Origin of the sequence: Thermosyntropha sp., from assembly GCF_017656155.1 — a bacterium.
GTDB lineage: Bacteria > Bacillota > Syntrophomonadia > Syntrophomonadales > Syntrophomonadaceae > Thermosyntropha.
In genome coordinates this window covers 38,648-57,843 of sequence record NZ_JACDOH010000009.1, presented here as the reverse complement: position 1 = coordinate 57,843, position 19,196 = coordinate 38,648, and the positions used below count along the sequence as shown (strand labels likewise).

Sequence of the window (19,196 nt, the reverse complement as noted above, 5' to 3'; positions counted from 1 at the left end):
GAGCAGGAGGATTTGTAAAGTGGCTAAAATCGGAATTCCCCGTACCTTAGCGTATTTTCTTTATTTTCCGTTCTGGAATGCTTTTTTTATGGAATTAGGACATGAGGTTATAGTTTCACCTCCTACTACTAAAGCGGTATTGGATCGCGGGGTAGAAGAGGCGGTAAATGATGCCTGTATTCCAATAAAGATATATCATGGACATGTAGCTAAACTTATTGACAAGGTGGATTTTATTTTTTCTCCAAGGTTGGTGAGCCTTCGCAAGCATGGGGATTTTGGGACGGAGACCTTTTGTCCCAAGTTTTTGGGGCTGCCTGATATGATAAGGGTTTCGATGGACAGGCTGCCTCCTGTAATCGATACCCGAATTGACCTTAAAGCCGGAAAAGATGAACTTTTAAACGTTTGCAAGGAGACTGCCTTTTTTTTAGGGATGACCGCTGAGAAAGTGATTTTTAATGCTTATAAGAAGGCCTTGAAGAAGCAAGAGGAATACCAGAAGATTTTAAAGGAAGGGATTTTGCCTCCTTTAGCCCTGGATATACTGGAAGGGAGGAAAAAGAGGAAAGAAATTCCACGTATAGAACCTGAATTAAATATTGCGGTAGTAGGCTATCCTTATGTAATATATGATCCGTATGTAAATGTGGGACTTTTAAAGTTTTTGGAACAGGAAAAGGTGAAGGTTTACACCCAGGATATGCTCAGCAATAAGGAGCTTAACGGCCAAAAAAAATATATACCTAAAAGCCTGTTCTGGTATTTTTCAAACCGGGCAGTGTATGGCGGTTTATATTATATGAAACGAAAAGATATCGATGGAATAATTCATGTAACTGCTTTTGCATGTGGACCCGACTCTATGGTAGACCGGCTTTTAGAGATTGAAAGCCACAGGCACGGCAAGCCTTATCTGGCAGTTATGGTTGATGAACACAGCGGGGAAGCAGGAGTAAGGACGCGCATAGAGGCTTTTGTCGATATGCTGCGCTATCGGAGGGGGTAAAGCATGAAAATAAGTTTTCCTCATATGGGACATTCTTATATCGCTTTTAAGTGGCTGGTGGAACATTTGGGACATGAGTGTATTGTTCCCCCTGAGCCTAGCAAACGAACCTTAGATTTGGGAGTAAGATATGCTCCGGAGTTTGCCTGTATACCTTTTAAGATTTTGATGGGGACTTATCTTGAGGTGGCGGAAAAAGGAGCGGAAGTTATTATAACTTCCGGGGGAATGGGGCCCTGCAGGGCTGGATATTACTGGGTAATGCATCAGTATATTTTGAATGAACTGGGCAGGAATGTAGAGATAATAGCTTTTGAGCCCCCCCTCTGCGACCTGAAGGATTTCTGGAAGAAGCTTCACCGTTTGAGGGTCAGCGGAGGACTTTCGGTTAAGGCTTTTATAGAGGTTATAAAGACTACCTGGGAAAAGATTAAGGCTATTGATGATATTGAGATGAGGTCCCATGAAGTAAGGCCGTATGAGATTAACCGGGGGGATACTACCCGGGCTTTGTGGAAGGCTTTGGATATGCTGGATAAGGCAAATTCCGTAAAGGAAATTGAAGAAGCACGCCGTGAAGGGCTTGAGGTCATAAATAAGGTTCCCCGGGATTTAAGCCGTAATCCTTTGAAAGTAGGGATAATAGGAGAAATTTATGTGGTCTTAGAACCGGCAGCCAACCATTATATACAGATAATGCTGGGCGAAATGGGTGTGCAGACTGATCGTTCCATATACCTTACTTCTTATACCAGGAAAAACACGATTTATAATCTGGAAGGCGATGTTTTTGCCATAGCCCGTCCCTATATTAAGGAAGCGCCTATCGGGGGACATGGGGTAAACAGTATAGGCGAAACCATCCTTTTTGCCAAACACGGATTTGACGGTGTTGTTCAACTGGCTCCTTTTGCCTGTATTCCGGAAATTGTGGCCAAGAGTATTTTGCCTAAGGTAAGCAAGGATTATGATATACCTGTGCTTACACTGTTTATAGATGAACAAACTGGAAAGGCCGGGGTTCAGACTAGATTAGAAGCGTTTATAGACCTTTTGGAAAAACGCAGGGAAAGTCGCAAGCGGGAGAGGTTAGTAGTATGAAAACAGGTTATTTAGGAGTAGATGTAGGTTCAGTAAGTACCAATATAGTGGTAATAGATGAAAAGGGCGAAGTTTTATCAGCCAGGTATCTTAGAACGAACGGCAAGCCGATTGAAACGGTGCAGGGAGGTTTGTTTTCGGTAGGAGAAGAAATCGGAAACAAAGTTGAGATTGCCGGGGTTGGAACTACGGGAAGTGCCCGCTATCTTATCAGCATGATTGTGGGGGCTGATATTGTAAAAAACGAGATTACCGCCCATGCGGTAGCAGCTTCAGCAGTAGTAGAAGGAGTGCAGACTATCATTGAAATAGGCGGGCAGGATTCGAAAATTATAATCCTGCGCAACGGGATAGTGACTGACTTTGCCATGAATACAGTATGCGCGGCCGGAACCGGCTCTTTTTTAGACCAGCAGGCCAACCGCCTGTGCATACCGATCGAAGAATTTGGGGATTATGCTTTAAAAGCTAAAAATCCTGTGCGTATTGCCGGAAGATGCGCAGTTTTTGCCGAATCAGACATGATACATAAGCAGCAGTTGGGATATAATACAGAAGATATTATTGCTGGCTTGTGTGAAGCCCTGGTGCGCAACTACATGAATAATGTGGGAAAAGGAAAAGAAATTTTGCCCCCGGTTGTCTTTCAGGGAGGAGTAGCAGCCAATCGGGGATTGGTAGCTGCTTTCAACAAGTATTTGGGGGTTGAGGTTATTGTTCCAAAGGAACACGGGGTTATGGGGGCAATCGGGGCAGCCCTTTTAGCCCGGGAAGCAGTTAAGAAAACAGGGAAGACCAATTTTAAAGGTTTCAATATAAAGGAAATAAATTTCAAGACCGACAGTTTTGAATGTAACGGCTGTTCTAATGCCTGCGAGGTAGTGCAGTTCTATGAAAATGGCGAACTGATTGCCCGCTGGGGAGACCGCTGCGGCAAGTGGGAAATGAGTACGCGATAAATGATTTCACGGCTTTCCCGTGATAAGATAAAAAATAAAAAGGAGGAAGATATATGAGAATCAGCAGGAAGGTAGTTTTGGTAGTTTTGATGCTTTTCATGTTCGGCATAGTTGCCGGATGCGGAGGAAAGGCTGGCGGTGGAGAAGAAATACTTGTAGGCATAAACGCCGAACTTTCCGGAGCGGTTGCCAGCTATGGCACTAATGCACGCGATGGTGCAATGTTGGCTATTGAGCAGATTAATGCTGAAGGTGGAGTATTAGGCAAAAAGATTAATGCGATTGAAAGGGATAACAAATCACAGGCTGATGAGGCTATGAGCGTAAGTGCCGATCTGGTAGGAAAAGGTATTGTTGCTCAAATCGGACCACTTACCAGCGGAAATGTTCAGGGATGTACCCTTGTAATGATGGACAATAAGATTCCGCTCATTGCACCGGCAGCTACTGCAGTTAATGTGACAGTCAATGAAAAAGGTGAAACTTTGGATTATATTTTCCGGGTATGTTTTATCGATCCTTTTCAGGGAACTTTAATGGCTCAATTTGCCTATGAAAACCTGGGAGCCAAAACTGCAGTCATTCTGAAGGATGCTTCCAGCGACTACGGCAAAGGATTGGCTGAATACTTCAAGAAGACCTTTACTGAAAAAGGCGGCAAAATCCTGGCTGAAGAAGGATTTGTCAAGGGAGACCGCGATTTTAGAGCTACTTTAACCAAGATAAGGGGATTAAATCCTGACTTTATCTATGTTCCAGGTTATTATGAAGAGGTAGCTCCTCTCATCAAACAGGCCCGTGAATTGGGAATAACTGCGCCGATGGGCGGAGGAGACGGCTGGGATTCTCCCGACATGATCGAAGTTGCGGGGAAAGCCAATCTCAATAATACGTACTTTACCAATCATTATTCTGTCCAAGACCAAAATCCGAAAGTGCAGAAATTTGTAAAAGCTTATAAAGAAAAGTATAATAAAGAACCGGATGCGTTTGCCGCTTTGGCATATGATGCCGTGCAGCTTTTGGCTCAGGCTATAAAGGATGCTAACAGCACAAATCCGGAAGATATAAAGAATGCTTTAGAAAACATCAAGGATTTTGAAGGTGTAACAGGTAGGATGAGCATTGATGAGCAGCATAACCCGGTTAAGGCAGGGGTTATCATTGAATTTAAAGATGGAAAACAGGTAATGAACACCAGAATTGAACCTAAATAAGTAGGGGGAGGGGGTTGCCCCCTCTCTTTACGGGACCACTGATAGGAGGAAGTGGGGATATTGCTGGAATTAATGCAACAAATAGTTAACGGTTTATCTTTAGGAGCGATATATGCCTTAATTGCCTTGGGATATACCATGATTTACGGTATTATAAAACTTATAAATTTTGCCCACGGCGATGTTATGATGGTAGGGGCTTATATAGGATTTTTTTCGGTAAGCCTCCTGGGGACTAATATCATGGTTGCTATGATTTTTGCCATGATTGCTTGTGCCCTTTTAGGGGTGATTATAGAAAAAGTAGCTTATAAGCCTTTGCGCCGGGCGACCCGAATAGCTGCCCTTATCACAGCTATAGGCGTATCTTTGTTTTTAGAATATACCACCATATTTTTATTGACTCCACAGCAGAGGATTTTCCCGCAAGGGGCTTTTCCTGTACATGATTACAACTTTTTAGGGCTTTCCGTTTCCAATAAGGATATTTTTATTTTTATTTCGGCGATTGTGCTTATGATAATCCTTCAGTTTATAGTTAAGAATACCAAGACAGGAAAGGCGATGCGGGCAGTATCAGAAGATAAGGATGCTGCTGTTTTAATGGGCATAAATGTAGATAATACTATATCTATGACCTTTGCTTTAGGTTCTGCCCTGGCTGCTGCTGCAGGTGTTATGATAGGTGTTTATTACAACACAATAAACCCTTTGATGGGAATACTTCCCGGACTTAAGGCATTTGTTGCTGCTGTTTTAGGTGGAATAGGCATAATACCTGGAGCGATGGTTGGTGGCTTTATTTTGGGAATTTTGGAAACTTTGGTAAGCGGATATGGCAATAGCCTTTACCGCGATGCAGTTGCTTTTGGTGTACTCATTCTGATACTTTTAATTAAGCCTACCGGTATATTCGGCAAGAATACCGGCGAAAAAGTGTAGGTGGATATGATGAAGATGTTAGAAACAAGATGGGGAAAATTCATTATTGAAGTTGTGGCTTTGGCAGTTATTTTTACTTTAGTTCAGTATTTTATTACTGCCGGAATATTCAATCAGTATCATCAGATAACTTTGACTTCAATGTGTATAAATATAATTTTGGCGGTGAGCCTTAATCTGATTAACGGTTTTACCGGGCAGCTTTCTTTGGGACATGCAGGTTTCATGGCGGTAGGCGCTTATGTTTCTGTAGTCCTGACTAAATTTATGGGTATGCCTTTTATTGTTGGGATAATAGCTGGATGCCTTGGAGCAGCTCTGGCTGGATTTGTAATCGGAGTACCTACGCTCAGGCTTAAAGGAGACTATTTGGCTATTGCTACCCTGGGTTTTGGCGAAATAATACGGGTAATTTTGCAGAATATCGACTATGTAGGAGGACCAGCCGGAGTGGTAGGAATCCCTAAGCTTACCAGCTGGGGTTGGCTTTTTGCCGGGGTGGTTGTTACCATTTTTGTTATTCAGAATTTGATCAATTCCAGTTATGGAAGGGCTATAATATCAGTAAGAGAAGATGAAATTGCCTCAGAGGTTATGGGGGTTAATACTACCAACTACAAGGTTTTGGCTTTTGTGGTAGGGGCCTTTTTTGCTGGTTTTGCAGGAGTTTTGTATGCTCATTATTTCTATATCATAAAACCGGAAACTTTTAATTTCTTAAAGTCATTTGATGTTCTGGTAATGGTGGTTTTAGGCGGATTGGGAAGCACTACCGGAGCAGTGATTGCGGCGGTTTTTGTAACTTTGCTTACTGCTGTTCTGCAGGCGTTTCCAGCCGTAAGAATGATAATATATGCCCTTATACTTATACTCATTATGATTTATCGTCCCCAGGGACTTATGGGAAATAAGGAACTTTCCGTAAAAATCTTGGGCAGGATTTGGAGTGGAAAAGATGGCTCTTTTGAAGATAAATAATTTATGCAAGTCTTTCGGCGGTTTAAGCGCAGTTTTAAATTTTAATATGGAGATACGGGAAAATGAGCTTATAGGCCTTATTGGGCCTAATGGAGCAGGAAAAACTACGGTATTTAATTTGATCACCGGCGTATATAAGCCGGATGAAGGGGAAATTATTTTTAAAGGGGAAAATATCGGCGGACTCCCCCCTTATGCTATATGTAAAAAGGGGATTGCCAGGACTTTTCAGAATATCAGGCTTTTTAATAATCTTACTGTTTTAGAAAATGTAAAAATCGCTTTGCATAAAGATGTTCCGTACAGCTTGCCGGCAGCTGTTGTAAGATTTGGTTCTTTTTATAAAGGGGAAGCAAAGATAGAGGAAGAAGCTTTGAAATGGCTTTCTTTATTTAATTTAGATTACAAAAAGGATGAAATTGCTTCTAACCTGCCTTATGGTGAACAGAGAAGGCTGGAGATTGCCAGGGCATTAGCTACTCATCCTACGCTTTTGATTCTAGATGAGCCGGCAGCCGGCATGAATCCGAATGAAACTTTAGAATTGATGGAACTTATCCGCCGCCTGCGGGATGAGTTTGGCCTGTCAATTTTGCTTATTGAACATGACATGTCATTAGTTATGGGAGTTTGTGAGCGCATATATGTGCTTGATTATGGACAGGTTATAGCGGAAGGAAAACCGGAAGAAATCCGCAATAATAAGCGGGTAATTGAAGCTTATCTGGGAGAGGAGGTATAAAGGTGCTTAAAGTAAATGAAATAGATGTATATTATGGTGCGATTCATGCTCTAAAAAAATTATCGTTTGAAGTAGAACAGGGCAGTATAGTGACTTTAATAGGCGCCAATGGTGCTGGCAAAACGACTACCCTCAAGACTATATCCGGCCTCCTGCGTCCCAGAAGTGGCAGCATAATTTACAAGGGAACTGATATTACCCGCATTGCGCCGGCCAAAATCGTGGAAATGGGCATATCCCAGGTTCCGGAAGGAAGGCGCGTATTTGCAGCCATGACAGTTTTAGAAAACCTGGAGATGGGGGCTTACCTCAGAAAAGACAAAAAAGAGATTGCCCGGGATTTAGATGAGGTATTTGACCGTTTTCCCCGTCTAAAAGAAAGAAGGAAACAGTTGGCCGGGACTTTAAGCGGAGGAGAACAGCAGATGCTTGCCATTGGCCGGGCTTTGATGGCGAGACCGTCTTTGCTTTTAATGGATGAGCCTTCTATGGGTCTTGCTCCTTTGCTGGTAAAAGAAATTTTTGAAATTATTAAAGATATAAACAGTAAAGGGACAACGATACTTTTGGTTGAGCAAAATGCACATATGGCCTTATCTATTGCAGATAAAGCTTATGTGATTGAAACTGGCGAAATAGTTCTGCAAGGGCAGGCAGGTGAATTGATGAAGAGTGAAGAAGTTAAAAAGGCGTATTTAGGCGGTTAATGTTGATACCGCCTTTATTGTGGTACAAAAGGCTTATGCCAGGGATATCCTGAGGAGGGATTGTTATGAAAGTAAAAGATAAAATGAACAGCCGGGTTGTAACAGTCGAAATATCAAGCAGTGTAAACGAGGCTTTTCGCCTGATGAAGGAAAATAATGTCCGGCGTCTTCCAGTCATGGATCACGGCAGGCTGGTTGGGATAATAACTTTGAGCGATTTAAATCATGCCATGCCTTCAGCTGCTACTTCGCTCAGCATCCATGAGCTTAATTATATTTTAGCCAAGACTACAATAGGTGATATTCTTCCTAAAAAGCAAAGATTGATTACCGTGGATGCTGATAACTATATTGAAACAGCAGCAAGGCTGATGCGGGATAATAAGATAAGCGGGCTTCCGGTAGTTGAAGATGGGAAACTGGTAGGGATAATAACGGAAACAGATATTTTTGATTCATTAATCCAGATATTAGGGGTAACCAGGCCCCATACGCGAATAGATTTGTTTATAGAAGATAAACCTGGAGTTTTAGCTGATATAACCAGGGTTTTCGGCGATCGGAAGATAAACATACTTAATACCGTAGTCTATTTTGATGAAAGAAGAAATTTACACAAGGCTATCATAAGAGTAGAGGAGCTGAATTGCCAGGAGGCTGTCAAGGAACTGGAAGAAAAAGGATATAAAATCGAATCGGTTCTGGTTCGTTCTGAGGTTTAGCAAAAGCTGTATTTGACAAGTATAATTAAACGTTATATACTCATATGCGGAAGCGGATCGGTCCTGGTGGGCCGCCTGGACTTCAAATCCAGTCGTGCGGCGGTGGTCCCGGCGCAGGTGAGTTCGATTCTCACACGCTTCCGCCAGAGTAGAAAAAACGAAGGACAGTTTGATACTGTCCTTTTATTTTTATGTGATTTTTTGTTTAAAAAGAACTTAAAGCAGGGATATTTTTATTTGGATTTTAGAAAAATCTTCTTATTATTTTTGATAAGCTTTCCGGCAACAGCTAGCCCTGCTATGGCACCTAATATAATTAAGGCAAGTTTTATATCCCGGGTGTTAAAAAGGCATATACCGAGACCGGTATAAAGTATAGCCGTTGGGATTTTACCTATGGCTGAAGAGAAGAAAAAAGTCCAGAACGGCACGCCGCCGACGGCAGCTGCTACATTGATTACCGGAGTTGGGATTACAGGTATTACCCGGGCTAAAACTATACTCCAGAAAGCCATGCTTTGATCCATCTCACGCAGGTCGTAGCCGAAACGAACTTTTACCTGTTCAATTACCCAATCGGCTCCTAGATAGCGACTTATCCAATAAGCTATACAGGCTCCTACTAAAGCACCAGACCAGGCTAATAAGAATCCAGTTTTAAAACCGAAAAGAATGCCCCCGGCAGAGGCCAGTATAATATAAGGGAAAACAGGCAGTGCTGCCTGAACTGTAAAAAGCATAAAGGCAATTAAAGGTGCCCACATGCCGAAGTTTTTCATATAAGAAGTTACAGCAGCCATATCTTTAAGGGTTGTGATCGTTTCCATATTTTTCACCTCTCAAGTGTCAGTGCAGAATTATTATATCATTTTTTTCCACATGGGGTGGATGCTATTTTTGCTTAGATAAAAAAATGAAAAAGCAAAAATTTTTTAAAAGGGTATTTATTTTTTTTATTTTATGTATTATACTTATAAGTAATAAAATGATTTTATGAACAATATAAAGCAGAATATATATTCGGGGGAGAGGGAATGTGTAAAATAAGGAGCCTTCAAGGCTCCTTATTTATTTTGGCATTTTTGTGCTATAATTTAAAAGGATATTAATTCCAGAATGTTAATCGGGTTGCAGAACTTAAGGGCAACTTATAAGGTGAAATTATGGAGTTTAATATAATTGATTATTTTATATGTGGGATAGCAGTTTTAAGTTTGATATCAGGATTCAGACAGGGATTTATAAAGGCTTTAGGCGGAATAATAGGGATAGTGGCCGGTTTTATTCTGGCTTTAACCTATTATGACAACCTGGCTTTTTATCTGGAGGATTACTATGGAATAATCACCCTTTTAGCCGACTTTTTGCGAGAAAGGTTTCCTTTTGCTAGTTTTCCCGTTGCTCAAGGTTTTATGGTAAATCCGGATTTGTTACGGCTGGGGTCAGGAGACATAGCGTATTTCTTAGCTGCTTTTTTTGTTTTAGGGTTATCTTTTCTTTTGCTTTTTTTAGTTTTGAGTAAGATGGTGCAGTTTATCTGGAATCTTTTGGATCAGGTTTTTATGGTTGGAATTTTGAGCTGGTTAAACCGTTTATCAGGCATGATAGTAGTCCTTATTAAAAATATGATTATTATTTCTGTAATTCTGGGAATATTTTTTCCCTGGCTGAAAGCGGGGGCTGATATAGGGGTTCCTGAGCTTATTGTATTGAAAGAATATATAAATGATTCTTTTCTTGCCAATAAAATGCTGACACTTTTTGAAAATATAAAAAGCATGATTGTTTTTAAGGTATAATAAACCAGCCTGGCTGGGAAATATAAACTGAATATAAAATTTTAAGGAGGTAAAATCATGGCTGAAACGAGCAGAAATATATGGGAAGAAATCAGCGATACGGAGATAAGCGTTATTGATGGGTTTAGTAAAGGATATGTGGATTTTTTAAATCAGGCTAAAACTGAGCGGGAGACAGTGTCTTTTATACTTAATGAAGCCCAAAAGGCAGGGTTCTGTGATCTTAAAGAAGTTAAAGAAATAAAATGCGGACAGAAGCTGTTTTGGACAGGGAAAAATAAAATTGCCGGGCTTATGATTGTAGGAGAAAAGCCTTTAAGTGAAGGAATGAATATGGTTGTATCACATATTGATGCTCCGCGCATAGATTTAAAGCCTAATCCTTTATATGAATCGGATAATATGGCATTTTTTAAAACCCATTATTACGGAGGTATAAAAAAATACCAGTGGCTCAGCATTCCTCTAGCTTTGCACGGAGTGGTGATTAAGAAAGACGGACGGGTTGTAAATATTAATATAGGCGAAAAAGAGGAAGATCCGGTTTTAACTATAGCTGATTTGCTTCCTCATTTGGCCAAAGAGCAAATGGAAAAGAAAATGGGGGAAGCGGTAAAAGGGGAAGATTTAAATGCTCTGATAGGCAGCAGACCATTTAAAGGAGAAGAAAAAAATAAAGTAAAGGCTTATATAAAAAACTTGCTTAAGACCAGGTATGATATTGATGAGGATGATTTTACCAGTGCGGAGCTGCAGTTGGTTCCAGCCTTTAAAGCTAAAGAAGTTGGGTTTGATCAAAGCATGATCGGAGGCTATGGCCAGGATGACCGGGTCAGTGCATATACTTCCCTTAAAGCGATTTTGGAGGTGGAAAAACCTGAACGAACTGCTTTATGCCTCTTTGTTGATAAGGAGGAAATAGGCAGTACAGGTAATACCGGCTTGCAGTCCCTTATTATTGAAAATTTAACTGCTTTTCTTCTGCACAGGAGTGGAAATGACAGCTATTATATGGTAAGAAAAGCCTTGGCTGATTCTTATGCACTTTCGGCTGATGTAAATGCGGCAGTTGATCCCAATTATCCGGAGGTATTTGAAAAAATGAACTGCAGTTTTCTGTCAGGCGGGGTAGTTTTGACTAAATATACAGGTTCGAGAGGAAAAGCGGAATCTAATGATGCCAATCCTGAGTTTTTAGCTAAAGTAAGAGGCCTTTTTGATGATAACCAGGTTTTATGGCAGGTAGGCGAGTTGGGGAAGGTAGATATAGGCGGCGGAGGAACCGTGGCTCAATATATGGCATACTACGGCATGGAAGTTGTCGACTGTGGGGTGGCTGTTTTAGGGATGCATTCTCCTTTTGAAGTGGTTAGCAAGGCAGATGTTTACATGGCTTATAAAGGATATAAAGCATTTATGCAGTCATTTAGAGGATAATGTATATTTTTTCGGAAAGGGGTGAGGATATGGAAAAAGTAAGATTAACCCAGATGGTTCGAGCGGCTGGCTGAGCTGCCAAGATAGGTCCGGGGACCTTGGAAAAGATTCTTGGTGATTTTGAGCTCCCGTATCATCCCGACCTTCTGGTGGGATTGGATACCCGGGATGATGCAGGGGTTTTTAAGATAAGCGAGGAAATTGCCTTGATACAAACCATGGATTTTTTTACTCCTATGGTAGATGATCCATATGTTTTTGGACAGGTGGCGGCAGCTAATGCGATTAATGATGTCTATGCCATGGGAGGAAAGCCTTTGCTGGCTATGAACCTCGTATGTTTTCCTCAGTGTGCTGATCTTTATGTTTTAAAGGAAATACTGAGGGGTGGTCTGGATAAAATAAAGGAAGCCGGGGCTCTTTTAGTTGGAGGACACACGGTTGATGATAATGAGCCTAAATACGGCTTATCGGTAACGGGGATAGTGCATCCGGATAAGATAATTGGCAATTCCGGAGCTAAACCGGGGGATATTTTATTTTTGACCAAACCTTTGGGCAATGGTGTTATTGCTACTGCAATTAAAGCGGATATGGTCTCTAAAGAAGCTTATGAAGAAGCAGTTTACTGGATGACTATGCTTAATAAAGAAGCATGTGAAGCTATGATAGAGGCGGAGGTTCATGCGGCTACGGATATTACCGGTTTTGGGCTTATCGGACATCTGTATGAGATGGCTTCCGGCAGCGATGTGAAGGTGGAGATCTATTCAAGCAAGGTTGGATTTATGCAGGAGACATTAGATCATGCCCGGATGGGTTTAATACCCGGGGGAGCGTATACTAACCGGGATTATCTTATAGATAAAGTAAATATAAACCCTGGCGTAGATTCTATAGTAGCAGATCTCCTTTTTTCTCCGGAAACGGCCGGAGGGCTTTTAATAGCAGTAAGTGAAGAAAAAGCAGAAAAGCTTGTAAAAGGATTGAAAAATCGAAAATGTGCATTTTTCGAAATAGGGAAGGTTACTGGTTCAGGATATGATAAAATAGAGATATTGCTTTAAAAACGGAATGGGGAGGAAAAGAAAGAGCGTGCAGCGCAAAGAGTTTAAACTGGGTGATATTGTTCGTATGAGAAAAAAACACCCTTGTGGGAGTTATACCTGGCAGGTTATAAGGGTAGGGGCTGATGTGAAAATCAAGTGCCAGGGATGTGGACGCATAGTAATGCTGCCTCGTCTGGAATTTGAGAGAAAAATGATCAGGGTAGAAGAAGAAAGTTAACCATTTTTTTATAAAGGGCATATATTAGTTATAAAAGAGCCGTTGTATGGAAGGTGAGGCAGATGAAAACTCCTGAAGGCCAGTTTTTTAGCAAAGGTGATCTGGTAAGGGTTAAAGATATGTCACCTGGTGAGAGATTCTGTATAATAGGTTTTAAAAAGAACATTGAAGGAGAAACTATAGCAGTGCTCAAAGCTTTGTTTAATGAAACTTATATTATTGAAAAACCGGTATCGCTGCTTGAAAGCCTCCTCATAAAAGGAAAGCTTTAAGATAGAGGATAAAAAACTTGCACTACTTGTAAAATACTGATATACTGTCCTATGAATTCCCTGCTCCGTTTTAAAACGGGGCCTTTACCTGTTTGCCAAAAAACAGGTGTAGACCGTAGGGAGGAGGTGTAGAGTGTGCGCGAATATGAAATTATGTTTATTATGAAACCTGACTTGACTGATGAACAAATTGCCGAGTCCAAAGAAAGGCTCAAAAAGATTATTGCCGATTTTGGCGGTGAGTTCATCGGTGAGGATGAAGGATGGGGCAGAAAACGTCTGGCTTATGAAATTGAGAACTACAATGAAGGCATTTATTCTGTATGGAATTTTAAAGGTAAGCCGGAAACTGCCCAGGAATTGGACAGGGTTATCAAACTGTCAGATCGTTTCCTGCGTCACATGATTTTGCGCAAAGATGAGAAGTAGGGTTTTGTTATAAGCAGGGGGGAGTATAAATGTTAAACCGCATTATTTTAATTGGTCGTCTTACCCGTGACCCTGAGCTGAAATATACTCAGAACGGATTGGCAGTATGCCGGTTTACTCTGGCAGTAAATCGCAAGTTTAATAAAGATGAAACTGATTTTATCGATATAGTGGTCTGGCGCGGTCTGGCAGAAAATTGTGCTACCTATCTCAATAAAGGACAGATGGCGGCCGTTGAGGGTAGATTGCAGGTCAGGACATATGAGGGTCAAGACGGAATTAAACGAAAAGCGGTGGAAGTTATAGCAGATGATGTGCGTTTTTTGGGTAAAAGCGGAGCATCCGCTGCTGCGTCTTCCTTTGCTTCTGCTGGAAGCGATGATACCTGGAGTGATGTGGGAAGCGAAATAAGTTTAGATGATATTGATATAGTTGATAAGAGCGAAGAGGATGAGGTTCCTTTTTAACCTTGAAATGAGGAGGGACAGGTTTTGAAAAAAGAAAAGCGCAAAAAGAAAAAACAGTGCAGCTTCTGCGCTGATAAGATTGATGTTATAGATTATAAGGATGTGCCCAGGCTTCGCCGTTATATTACAGAAAGAGGGAAGATACTCCCCCGCAGAATTAACGGAAACTGTGCGCGTCACCAGCGTCAATTGACAAGAGCTATAAAAAGAGCACGCGTAATGGCTCTTCTGCCTTTTACAGCAGAATAAAGAGCAAAGCCCTCATATTGAGGGCTGTTTTGTATTTTGGCAGAAACGGACGGGTGTAAGCAGAGGCTTTTAGATCTGGAGGGTATCTGAAGTGGCAAATCGAGTTCGTAATTTTATGGTTTTTTTGATAATTTCCTGTGCAGCTGTCCTTTTAGTGGCAGCAGTTCCAGTGTTCACTTTTTTTTGGGCGATAATCTGGGGGGCTATTTTTATACTAAGTGCTCTTTACATTGAAAAAAAACAGCTATTTGTTGTATTTATTTTAAATATACTCATATTATATTTAACTGTAGGGATTGCAGATTTGGCATTTTTTATGGCCACAGTTGGAGCAGCAGTTCTTGTAATGGCTTATATGACAAAAGAACACAAGGGATACTATAAAATACAAAAATATGGATTTTTTACGGTCGCTTTAAGCGTTTCTTTGTTTTTAGGTTTTTTATACTTGAGCTCTGGTGATATAGGAATAAAGGATGTAGAAAATGATTTCAAGGTGTATTTAGAGAAGAGTTTGCGGACGTATGAGGAAAGCGGTTTTTTTGATTTATATGAAAAAGAGGGGATAACCAGGGAAAAAATAGAAAAAGATTTCCTTAAAATATCTAAAGAAGTTGCCCGTCATCTGCCTGCTTTTTACTTCTTGCAGGCTATAATGGTCGTTTTTTTCTCTTTGCTTTTAGCTTCATTGACGAGCATGAAGCGGGGCATGGAAGGCCTTGAAAAAAAGCCGTTTGCCGAAGAAATTATGCCCTGGCAGTTGGTGTGGCTGGTTATTTTAGGTCTTATTATGATCCTTACCGGAGAAAAGGATGGTTCAACAGCTTATTTGTATTATGCCGGGTCAAATGTTCTGGCGGTTATGTTTCCGATAACCATTTATTATGGAACTGCAGCATTAGCTTACCGTTTGCAGAATATGTCAGCATCTTCACGCCGCTGGTTTATTGTTTTTATAATTATAATGACTCTGCTATTTTCTCTGTCCGTTTTAGTTTTTTTGGGCTTGGTGGGAATTTTTGATAGTTTGCTTGACTACCGAAAAATAAATAAATCGGAGGAGGATTTGCGATGAAGGTAATATTAACTCAGGATATAAAACAATTGGGGCGTGCTGGTGATATAAAAGAGGTTTCTGATGGATATGCCCGCAACTATCTTATTCCTAAAGGACTTGCAGTGGAAGCAACTGCGGGGAAGATTAAAGAGGTAGAAGAGAAGAAAAAGAGTCAGGAAAGGCAAAAAATGAAGGAACTGGAGCAGGCTAAAGAGTTACAGAAAAAGTTGAATGGAAAGGAAATTACTATAAAAGCCAAAACAGGAGATAATGACCGGTTATTTGGAGCAGTAACTCCCAAAGAGATAGCAGAAGCAATAAATAAGGAGTTTAAAGTTAGTATAGATAAAAAAAAGATAGAAATTGGAGAACCTATAAAACATCTGGGAGAATATAATTTAAAAATAAAAATATATCCGGGAGTCCAGGCAGAAATTAAGGTTAAGGTAGTAAAAGGGTAAATAATTAACTTCCCAGTTTGACACCCTGGGATAGTTTTGTTAATATTAGTTTGCAATTTTATAGGATTAAGCCAGGAGGTGGCCCTGTATGGCAGTAGTGCTGGTAGGTGCACAGTGGGGAGATGAAGGTAAGGGAAAGATAACTGATTTTTTGGCCGAGGAGGCAGATTGTGTAGTAAGGTATCAAGGTGGAAGCAATGCCGGACATACGGTAGAGGTAATGCATGAAAAATTTATGCTCCATCTCATACCTTCTGGCATTTTATATAGAGATACCCTTTGTATTATTGGCAATGGAGTAGTTTTAGATATGGAAAAGCTTTTAGACGAAATTGAAGAATTGGAAAAAAGGGGAGTAGACACTTCCAACCTGCGTATAAGCTATCGTGCCCCTTTAGTTTTGCCATATCATAAGAAAATGGATGAACTGGAAGATCGTTATAAACGGATAGGGACAACTAAAAGGGGAATAGGTCCGGCCTATGCAGATAAGATTAATCGGGCCGGATTTCGTATAGTGGACTTAATAGAAGGCGGTTCCTTTTTTGAGGAAAGATTTAAAGCGCAGGTAGAATATAAAAATAGGATAATAAAAGAAATTTATGGAGAAGAAGGTTTTGATGCTGATGAAATGCTGGCAAAAATAAAGGGAGAAGCCGCAAAGCTTGAAAAATATTTGGCCGATACTTCGCTTTTAATATATCAGGCTATCAAGGATAAAAAAAAGGTTTTGTTTGAAGGGGCTCAAGGGACTTTACTGGATATAGATCATGGAACTTATCCTTATGTTACTTCTTCCAATCCTACTGCGGGCGGAGCCTGCACTGGTTCAGGGATAGGCCCCACCTCTATAAAAAAGGTGGTTGGGATTGCCAAGGCTTATACTACTCGGGTGGGGGAAGGACCGTTTCCTACTGAGCTTACGGATGAGGCAGGAGAAATTTTAAGGCAGAGAGGGGCCGAATTCGGCACTACCACCGGAAGGGCTAGACGCTGCGGCTGGTTTGATGCGGTGATTTTGCGCTATGCAGTACGGGTAAATGGAATTACTGATTTAGCTATTACCAAGATGGACGTTTTAGATGATTTTGATGTGGTTAAAATATGCACAGGTTATAAGTATAAAGATAAAATACTCACAGAATTTCCGGAAAGTATTAATGTGCTTAAAGAATGCGAGCCGGTATATATTGAACTTCCGGGATGGAAAGAGGATATAAGCTCGGTTACTTCATTTGAAGACCTGCCTTTAAATGCTCAGAGATATATAGAAAAAATAGAAGAGCTAACTGGCATAAAAACCGCTTTAGTGGCAGTGGGGCCCAAACGGGATCAAACTATTATAAAAGAAGAAATCTTTTGCTGATAGATAATGTTAAAATTTTTTGTAAATAGACTTGAAATATTTTAAAGCTTTTGTTAATATATTTCTGCGACTATGCGGAGCTGTGGTGTAGCGGTTAACATGCCGGCCTGTCACGCCGGAGATCGCGGGTTCAATTCCCGTCAGCTCCGCCATTATTTATTGTAGGTAATCACGCAGGTGCGGGAGTAGCTCAGAGGTAGAGCACCGGCTTCCCAAGCCGGGTGTCGCGGGTTCGAATCCCGTTTCCCGCTCCATTAAATTAAATAGATAGAATGTTGTGCGGTTCGGATGAATATATTTATTAAAAGCTTTTATTTAAAGAAGGGAGAGGTAGGCTTGAAGAACAAGCATCTTTTTACAGTAGTTACTCCTTTTCTCAAGAGGGAAGCAGATAAGATAAACTGCCGGGAATGTGCAACTTCGTGCCAATCCGCATGTAAAACTTCTTGCACAGTAGGAAATCAGATTTGCAGAAACCAGAAATAAATGACATATGAATACATAAGAGGGGTCTAACCCCCTTTTTTTATGTTTTTATCAGGAAAATCTTTAAACCTTATAGGGAGAGGAAGAAAATGAACGAATTGAAAGGATATAACTTCAAGGCAGATGTCCATTTATATGAATTTGACGGTGTAAAGATTTTTTTAGATGTCAACAGCGGCGCAGTCCATCTTTTAGATGATCTGGCTTTTATGTTTCTGTCCAACTTGGTAGATGCTGACGGCGATTTTTCTAAAGCAGTCTATATGACTAGCCTGAGGTATCCTATAGAGGAAGTTAAGGAAGTTGAAGAAGAGATTAAGGAAGCAGTTAAACAAAAAACTCTTTTCACTTCTAGAGAAAAGATAGATTTGGACTTAAATTCTATGAGAATAAAGGCATTATGCCTTAACGTGGCTCATGTCTGCAATATGAAATGCCGGTATTGCTTTGCAGGGCAGGGAAACTTTGGAGGGAAACCGAGCTTGATGAGCAAAGATACCGGGAAGAAAGCTTTGGACTTTTTGGTTCAAAGAAGCGGAAATATACGGAACCTGGAAGTAGATTTTTTTGGCGGGGAGCCTTTGCTTAATTTCGAGGTGGTAAAAAGCCTGATTGCATATGGCCGTGAATTAGAGAAGAAAACAGGGAAGAAATTCAACTTTACTTTGACTACCAATGCAGTCCTGTTAAATGAAAAAATTCTTGATTATTTAGTAGATGAAAACATAAGCCTTATTTTGAGTTTGGATGGGCGCAAGGAAACAAATGACAGGAACAGAATTCTAAATAATGGGCAAGGAACTTACGACCTTATTGTTCCCCATATAAAGATGACAAAAGCAAAAAAACCCATAAGTTTTTATGTGCGGGGAACTTTTACCCGTGATAACCTGGATTTTGTTTCTGATGTGAAACATATAGTAGATTTAGGTATAGATGCCCTTTCTTTGGAGCCGGCAGTAGGAGAAAATGAGGATGAATTTGCGATAAAAAAAGAAGACCTGCCGCAGGTGTTAAAGGAATATGAAAACCTTACCCGGCTTTTGTGGGAATATTATGAGAGAGGAAAAGAGATTCTCTTTTTCCATTACAACCTCAATCTTATGGGGGGACCTTGTATTGCCAAAAGGATTACTGGATGTGGAGCCGGGTTTGAATATTTAGCTGTAACCCCTGAGGGCGATATTTACCCGTGTCACCAGTTTATCGGAGATGACTGTTATTATATGGGTAATGTATGGACAGGTGAGCTGAGAGAAGAAATAAAAGCCGTTTTTGCCCAGAATAATTTAAATAACAAGGAGGAGTGCCTTGACTGCTGGGCTCGCTATTTCTGTGGTGGAGGGTGTCATGCCAATAATTTGAAGCGCAATTGCGATATGAAGAAGCCGGATGAGATATCCTGCACTATGCACAGAAAGAGGATTGAAGGGGCTATTTATTTAGATATAATGAAGCGTTTGCAAAAAAATAATCCTTTAGCAGGAATTTAATAAAATTTGTAGAATT

At 40.7% G+C, this 19,196-nt stretch carries 23 protein-coding genes and 3 tRNA genes; 25 read left to right on the top strand and 1 reads right to left on the bottom strand.

Annotation, left to right across the window (positions count from 1 at the left end; translation table 11 throughout):
* The first annotated feature begins 19 nt into the window (after positions 1 to 19).
* The 10 genes from H0Z36_RS08915 to H0Z36_RS08870 all read left to right on the top strand — a co-directional run bounded on the left by H0Z36_RS08915 (position 20) and on the right by H0Z36_RS08870 (position 8,523).
* Positions 20 to 1,009 carry an acyl-CoA dehydratase activase-related protein gene (locus H0Z36_RS08915; RefSeq protein ID WP_296865606.1) on the top strand — a complete coding sequence of 330 codons (990 nt, stop codon included), beginning with the start codon at positions 20 to 22 and terminating at the stop codon, positions 1,007 to 1,009.
* Positions 1,010 to 1,012: 3 nt separating this feature from the next.
* On the top strand, positions 1,013 to 2,110 hold the full coding sequence (locus H0Z36_RS08910; protein WP_296865604.1) for a 2-hydroxyacyl-CoA dehydratase: 1,098 nt from the start codon (positions 1,013 to 1,015) through the stop codon (positions 2,108 to 2,110).
* Positions 2,107 to 3,069 (top strand): acyl-CoA dehydratase activase, encoded by a 963-nt coding sequence (locus tag H0Z36_RS08905; RefSeq protein WP_296865603.1) that lies wholly within the window; start codon positions 2,107 to 2,109, stop codon positions 3,067 to 3,069. Before H0Z36_RS08910 ends, H0Z36_RS08905 begins: the two co-directional genes overlap by 4 nt.
* 53 nt (positions 3,070 to 3,122) lie before the next feature.
* Positions 3,123 to 4,286: an ABC transporter substrate-binding protein gene (locus H0Z36_RS08900; protein WP_296865601.1), complete on the top strand. Its 1,164-nt coding sequence runs from the start codon at positions 3,123 to 3,125 to the stop codon at positions 4,284 to 4,286.
* A gap of 60 nt (positions 4,287 to 4,346) precedes the next feature.
* A complete protein-coding gene (locus H0Z36_RS08895; protein WP_296865599.1) occupies positions 4,347 to 5,228 on the top strand; it encodes a branched-chain amino acid ABC transporter permease in 882 nt (293 codons plus the stop codon).
* Positions 5,229 to 5,237: 9 nt separating this feature from the next.
* Complete coding sequence (locus tag H0Z36_RS08890; protein WP_296865681.1) at positions 5,238 to 6,206, top strand: branched-chain amino acid ABC transporter permease; 969 nt, start codon at positions 5,238 to 5,240, stop codon at positions 6,204 to 6,206.
* Positions 6,184 to 6,948 carry an ABC transporter ATP-binding protein gene (locus tag H0Z36_RS08885; protein ID WP_296865680.1) on the top strand — a complete coding sequence of 255 codons (765 nt, stop codon included), beginning with the start codon at positions 6,184 to 6,186 and terminating at the stop codon, positions 6,946 to 6,948. The genes H0Z36_RS08890 and H0Z36_RS08885 overlap by 23 nt, the downstream gene beginning before the upstream one ends.
* 2 nt (positions 6,949 to 6,950) lie before the next feature.
* Complete coding sequence (locus H0Z36_RS08880; protein ID WP_296865597.1) at positions 6,951 to 7,655, top strand: ABC transporter ATP-binding protein; 705 nt, start codon at positions 6,951 to 6,953, stop codon at positions 7,653 to 7,655.
* 65 nt (positions 7,656 to 7,720) lie between these two features.
* The gene (locus H0Z36_RS08875) at positions 7,721 to 8,377 is read left to right on the top strand and encodes a CBS and ACT domain-containing protein (protein WP_296865595.1); all 657 of its coding nucleotides are present in this window, start codon (positions 7,721 to 7,723) and stop codon (positions 8,375 to 8,377) included.
* A gap of 48 nt (positions 8,378 to 8,425) precedes the next feature.
* Positions 8,426 to 8,523 (top strand) — tRNA-Sec (locus tag H0Z36_RS08870).
* An 87-nt stretch (positions 8,524 to 8,610) separates the two neighbouring features.
* Here H0Z36_RS08870 and H0Z36_RS08865 read toward each other — a convergent pair.
* Positions 8,611 to 9,204, bottom strand: a complete 594-nt coding sequence (locus H0Z36_RS08865) for a TVP38/TMEM64 family protein (RefSeq protein ID WP_296865593.1) — start codon at positions 9,202 to 9,204, stop codon at positions 8,611 to 8,613.
* A 336-nt stretch (positions 9,205 to 9,540) separates the two neighbouring features.
* Between H0Z36_RS08865 and H0Z36_RS08860 the strand changes: the two genes are divergently transcribed.
* The 15 genes from H0Z36_RS08860 (at position 9,541) to scfB (ending at position 19,180) form a co-directional block, all read left to right on the top strand.
* Positions 9,541 to 10,176, top strand: a complete 636-nt coding sequence (locus tag H0Z36_RS08860) for a CvpA family protein (protein WP_296865591.1) — start codon at positions 9,541 to 9,543, stop codon at positions 10,174 to 10,176.
* 57 nt (positions 10,177 to 10,233) lie between these two features.
* Complete coding sequence (locus tag H0Z36_RS08855; RefSeq protein WP_296865589.1) at positions 10,234 to 11,613, top strand: aminopeptidase; 1,380 nt, start codon at positions 10,234 to 10,236, stop codon at positions 11,611 to 11,613.
* A gap of 29 nt (positions 11,614 to 11,642) precedes the next feature.
* Positions 11,643 to 12,680 carry a selenide, water dikinase SelD gene (gene selD / locus H0Z36_RS08850; RefSeq protein WP_296865587.1) on the top strand — a complete coding sequence of 346 codons (1,038 nt, stop codon included), beginning with the start codon at positions 11,643 to 11,645 and terminating at the stop codon, positions 12,678 to 12,680.
* Positions 12,681 to 12,687: 7 nt separating this feature from the next.
* Positions 12,688 to 12,900, top strand: a complete 213-nt coding sequence (locus tag H0Z36_RS08845; protein WP_296865585.1) for a DUF951 domain-containing protein — start codon at positions 12,688 to 12,690, stop codon at positions 12,898 to 12,900.
* Positions 12,901 to 12,962: 62 nt separating this feature from the next.
* Complete coding sequence (locus tag H0Z36_RS08840) at positions 12,963 to 13,172, top strand: hypothetical protein (protein WP_296865583.1); 210 nt, start codon at positions 12,963 to 12,965, stop codon at positions 13,170 to 13,172.
* A gap of 135 nt (positions 13,173 to 13,307) precedes the next feature.
* Positions 13,308 to 13,601 carry a 30S ribosomal protein S6 gene (rpsF, locus tag H0Z36_RS08835; RefSeq protein WP_296865581.1) on the top strand — a complete coding sequence of 98 codons (294 nt, stop codon included), beginning with the start codon at positions 13,308 to 13,310 and terminating at the stop codon, positions 13,599 to 13,601.
* A 29-nt stretch (positions 13,602 to 13,630) separates the two neighbouring features.
* Positions 13,631 to 14,068, top strand: coding sequence for a single-stranded DNA-binding protein (gene ssb, locus H0Z36_RS08830; RefSeq protein ID WP_296865580.1), 438 nt, complete (start codon positions 13,631 to 13,633; stop codon positions 14,066 to 14,068).
* A 24-nt stretch (positions 14,069 to 14,092) separates the two neighbouring features.
* On the top strand, positions 14,093 to 14,317 hold the full coding sequence (rpsR, locus tag H0Z36_RS08825; protein ID WP_296865578.1) for a 30S ribosomal protein S18: 225 nt from the start codon (positions 14,093 to 14,095) through the stop codon (positions 14,315 to 14,317).
* 91 nt (positions 14,318 to 14,408) lie between these two features.
* Entirely contained in the window at positions 14,409 to 15,392 is a 984-nt protein-coding gene (locus H0Z36_RS08820; RefSeq protein ID WP_296865575.1) for a DUF2232 domain-containing protein, read from the top strand.
* Positions 15,389 to 15,835 carry a 50S ribosomal protein L9 gene (rplI, locus tag H0Z36_RS08815; protein ID WP_296865573.1) on the top strand — a complete coding sequence of 149 codons (447 nt, stop codon included), beginning with the start codon at positions 15,389 to 15,391 and terminating at the stop codon, positions 15,833 to 15,835. The genes H0Z36_RS08820 and rplI overlap by 4 nt, the downstream gene beginning before the upstream one ends.
* Before the next feature lie 88 nt (positions 15,836 to 15,923).
* A complete protein-coding gene (locus H0Z36_RS08810) occupies positions 15,924 to 17,201 on the top strand; it encodes an adenylosuccinate synthase (protein WP_296865571.1) in 1,278 nt (425 codons plus the stop codon).
* Between the two features lie 76 nt (positions 17,202 to 17,277).
* Positions 17,278 to 17,353 (top strand) — tRNA-Asp (locus tag H0Z36_RS08805).
* 27 nt (positions 17,354 to 17,380) lie between these two features.
* Positions 17,381 to 17,455: transfer RNA gene (locus H0Z36_RS08800), tRNA-Gly, on the top strand.
* Positions 17,456 to 17,537: 82 nt separating this feature from the next.
* Complete coding sequence (gene scfA, locus H0Z36_RS08795) at positions 17,538 to 17,687, top strand: six-cysteine ranthipeptide SCIFF (protein WP_296865569.1); 150 nt, start codon at positions 17,538 to 17,540, stop codon at positions 17,685 to 17,687.
* 89 nt (positions 17,688 to 17,776) lie between these two features.
* Positions 17,777 to 19,180, top strand: a complete 1,404-nt coding sequence (gene scfB, locus H0Z36_RS08790) for a thioether cross-link-forming SCIFF peptide maturase (protein ID WP_296865567.1) — start codon at positions 17,777 to 17,779, stop codon at positions 19,178 to 19,180.
* Positions 19,181 to 19,196 lie beyond the last annotated feature (16 nt).

Coding starts and splice junctions, on each gene's coding strand:
- H0Z36_RS08910 (WP_296865604.1), top strand. CDS start 1,013: ATGAAAATAAGTTTTCCTCATATGGGACATTCTTATATCGCTTTTAAG.
- H0Z36_RS08905 (WP_296865603.1), top strand. CDS start 2,107: ATGAAAACAGGTTATTTAGGAGTAGATGTAGGTTCAGTAAGTACCAAT.
- H0Z36_RS08900 (WP_296865601.1), top strand. CDS start 3,123: ATGAGAATCAGCAGGAAGGTAGTTTTGGTAGTTTTGATGCTTTTCATG.
- H0Z36_RS08890 (WP_296865681.1), top strand. CDS start 5,238: ATGAAGATGTTAGAAACAAGATGGGGAAAATTCATTATTGAAGTTGTG.
- H0Z36_RS08885 (WP_296865680.1), top strand. CDS start 6,184: ATGGCTCTTTTGAAGATAAATAATTTATGCAAGTCTTTCGGCGGTTTA.
- H0Z36_RS08875 (WP_296865595.1), top strand. CDS start 7,721: ATGAAAGTAAAAGATAAAATGAACAGCCGGGTTGTAACAGTCGAAATA.
- H0Z36_RS08865 (WP_296865593.1), bottom strand. CDS start 9,204: ATGGAAACGATCACAACCCTTAAAGATATGGCTGCTGTAACTTCTTAT.
- H0Z36_RS08860 (WP_296865591.1), top strand. CDS start 9,541: ATGGAGTTTAATATAATTGATTATTTTATATGTGGGATAGCAGTTTTA.
- H0Z36_RS08855 (WP_296865589.1), top strand. CDS start 10,234: ATGGCTGAAACGAGCAGAAATATATGGGAAGAAATCAGCGATACGGAG.
- H0Z36_RS08845 (WP_296865585.1), top strand. CDS start 12,688: ATGGGGAGGAAAAGAAAGAGCGTGCAGCGCAAAGAGTTTAAACTGGGT.
- H0Z36_RS08840 (WP_296865583.1), top strand. CDS start 12,963: ATGAAAACTCCTGAAGGCCAGTTTTTTAGCAAAGGTGATCTGGTAAGG.
- ssb (WP_296865580.1), top strand. CDS start 13,631: ATGTTAAACCGCATTATTTTAATTGGTCGTCTTACCCGTGACCCTGAG.
- rplI (WP_296865573.1), top strand. CDS start 15,389: ATGAAGGTAATATTAACTCAGGATATAAAACAATTGGGGCGTGCTGGT.
- H0Z36_RS08810 (WP_296865571.1), top strand. CDS start 15,924: ATGGCAGTAGTGCTGGTAGGTGCACAGTGGGGAGATGAAGGTAAGGGA.
- scfB (WP_296865567.1), top strand. CDS start 17,777: ATGAACGAATTGAAAGGATATAACTTCAAGGCAGATGTCCATTTATAT.